Origin of the sequence: Streptomyces sp. FH025, assembly GCF_017427025.1 — a bacterium.
Taxonomy (GTDB): Bacteria; Actinomycetota; Actinomycetes; order Streptomycetales; family Streptomycetaceae; genus Kitasatospora.
Genome location: NZ_JAFLNG010001007.1, coordinates 1 through 2,020, shown reverse-complemented (window position 1 = coordinate 2,020; position 2,020 = coordinate 1). Strand labels below are relative to the sequence as shown.

The window sequence follows — 2,020 nt, the reverse complement described above, 5'->3', positions numbered from 1 at the left end:
CGGCTCTGGTCGGGATCGGCGTCGCCGGCTGGGGCGGCTCACCGATGGTGACGAATAGTGCCGAAAAGTGACATACCCAGCAGGACCCAGGCTATCCCGGCCACTGGGTCGTCTTGTCTGATTGACCTATCTGGCGGATTGCGCGTCGTGCTCGTCGGCCAGCAGTCCGGCGACGTGCGGCAGCACGTCCCGGTCGTGCTCGATCCAGTCCACGGAGTCCAGCTCGGCCGCACCCAGCCAGCGCAGCTCGTCGTGGTCCTCCAGCGCGCGCGGCTCGCCGGACAGCAGCTCGGCGGCCCAGAACCGCAGCTCAAGGCCCGGCCGGACCGCCCACGCGCCGGGCAGCCGCCGCAGCGCCCGCGCCCGTACGCCCAGCTCCTCCAGCAGCTCCCGCTCCAACGCCTGCGCCTCGGTCTCGCCGGGCTCGGCCTTGCCACCGGGGAACTCCCAGCGCCCGGCCACCGCCTCGGGCGCGCTGCGGCGGGCGGCGAGCACCCGGCCGTCGCGGATCAGCGCGCCGCCGACGACGATCCGGGGCCCGGTGGTGGTCTCGCTGGCCTGGTCCATGCCCCGACCCTACGGGGCCTCGCTCCGGGCCTCGGACTCGACCCAGTACAGCTGCTTGTGGCCGCGCGCCTCGAACTCGGCGGCCAGGCGGCGCGCCTCGGCCTCGTCGAGGCCCTTGGCGACCGTGAACCGGTTGCCGTTGTCGTCCTGCCGCATCACCCGGAAGGTGCCCATGCCGGGAGGCTACCCGGCCCCGCCGACGGGCGCCCCCGGCTCGGGCACCCCGGGCCCGCACGCCGCCCGCCCGCGCGCACCCCGGGGCGCGCGGGTGCCCCCGGCCGGCGTGGGGGTCGGGCCGGGGGCACGTGCACGACCCTACGGGCGGCGCGCTACCGGCGGGTACGGGCGCGGTAAACGATGGGTAACCGGGCTCCCGGCGGCGGCTCAGACCCGCAGGTCGGGCGCCTGCTCGCCGGTGGGCAGGCCGAGCCCGCGCCGGATCTCCACGCTGATCGGCACCCCCTTGGCCACCAGCGCCCGGGCCCGGAGCAGGTCCCCCGCCACGTCGTCGCCGGAGGCCACGGCGTCCCAGGCGGTGGCCTCCTGGGACTTGGTATCGACCAGCTTGCCGATGTTCGGCCGAACCTCGTCCGGCCAGTTCACCGACGGCGAGCGCAGCGCGGCGACCTCGGCCCGGGAGGCGGCGGCCATCCGGCGGGCCCAGGCCCGGTAGTCGGACTCGGCGGCGGCGAGGTCCTTCTTCGGCGCTTCCGCGTACGCGGTGTTGAAGCCCCGGACGGCTTGCAGGTAGGCCAGCTGGGCGGAGGTCAGAGCGGCCCGGTCGGTGCGGACCGTCCCCCGGTGCTGGTCGTCGCGGTCCTCGAAGGCACAGGTGACGAACCGTTCGCCGGACTCCCAGTTCCCCTCGGACGGGTAGAGGTAGACGTCGTCCATGCCGTCCGGGACGGCCCACTGGTCCAGCGCGTAGTCGTCGAGCACCGAGCGGCACAGCTCGGCGGCCCGCTGGCGCACCACGGCCTCGCCCGGGTACGAGCCGCTGTCGTCGGAGACCTTCGCGGTGCCGGCCACCTCGCCGTGGTGCGGGTCCGCGCAGGGCACCCGGCGCACCCAGAAGACGGTCTCGTCGCCGTTCTCGTCGGTCGTCGAGCCGCCGCCCGGGGAGTCGTAGCAGTCCCCCGCCTTCAGCGCGGACCAGCTGACCGCCCCGGCCGGGGGCTTCCCGGCCGGGCCGTACCGTCCGTTGCGCGCGGGGCCGAAGTCCCCCGCGCCCAGGAGGAGGGCCAGCAGCACCGTGCCGACCACCCCGAGCACCACGCCGGTCACCGCCATGCCCTGGCCGCGCTCCCCGCGACGGCCGATCCGGTTGAGCGCGAGGATCCCGAGCACCAGGGCCACCGGCCCGAGCAGGCTCAGACCGGTCACCAGGGAGCCGACCGCGAGGCCGTTGGTGCGCGGCTCGGGCTGCGGGTTGTAGGGAGTCGGGTAGCCGTAG

The 2,020-nt window shown here is 75.5% G+C and carries 3 protein-coding genes; all 3 read right to left on the bottom strand.

The genetic code is table 11. The features are described from left to right. Positions 1–126: 126 nt before the first annotated feature. Positions 127–567, bottom strand: coding sequence for an NUDIX domain-containing protein (locus J0670_RS36695; RefSeq protein ID WP_207817110.1), 441 nt, complete (start codon positions 565–567; stop codon positions 127–129). 9 nt (positions 568–576) lie between these two features. Continuing rightward, complete coding sequence (locus tag J0670_RS36690) at positions 577–741, bottom strand: SPOR domain-containing protein (protein WP_207817109.1); 165 nt, start codon at positions 739–741, stop codon at positions 577–579. A 210-nt stretch (positions 742–951) separates the two neighbouring features. Then, positions 952–2,020 (bottom strand): DUF4190 domain-containing protein (locus tag J0670_RS36685; protein ID WP_207817108.1); only part of this gene is annotated, 1,069 nt, incomplete at its 5' end.

What these genes read in the sequence shown, in the direction of transcription:
- J0670_RS36695 (WP_207817110.1), bottom strand. Translation starts at nt 567, where the DNA reads ATGGACCAGGCCAGCGAGACCACCACCGGGCCCCGGATCGTCGTCGGC.
- J0670_RS36690 (WP_207817109.1), bottom strand. Translation starts at nt 741, where the DNA reads ATGGGCACCTTCCGGGTGATGCGGCAGGACGACAACGGCAACCGGTTC.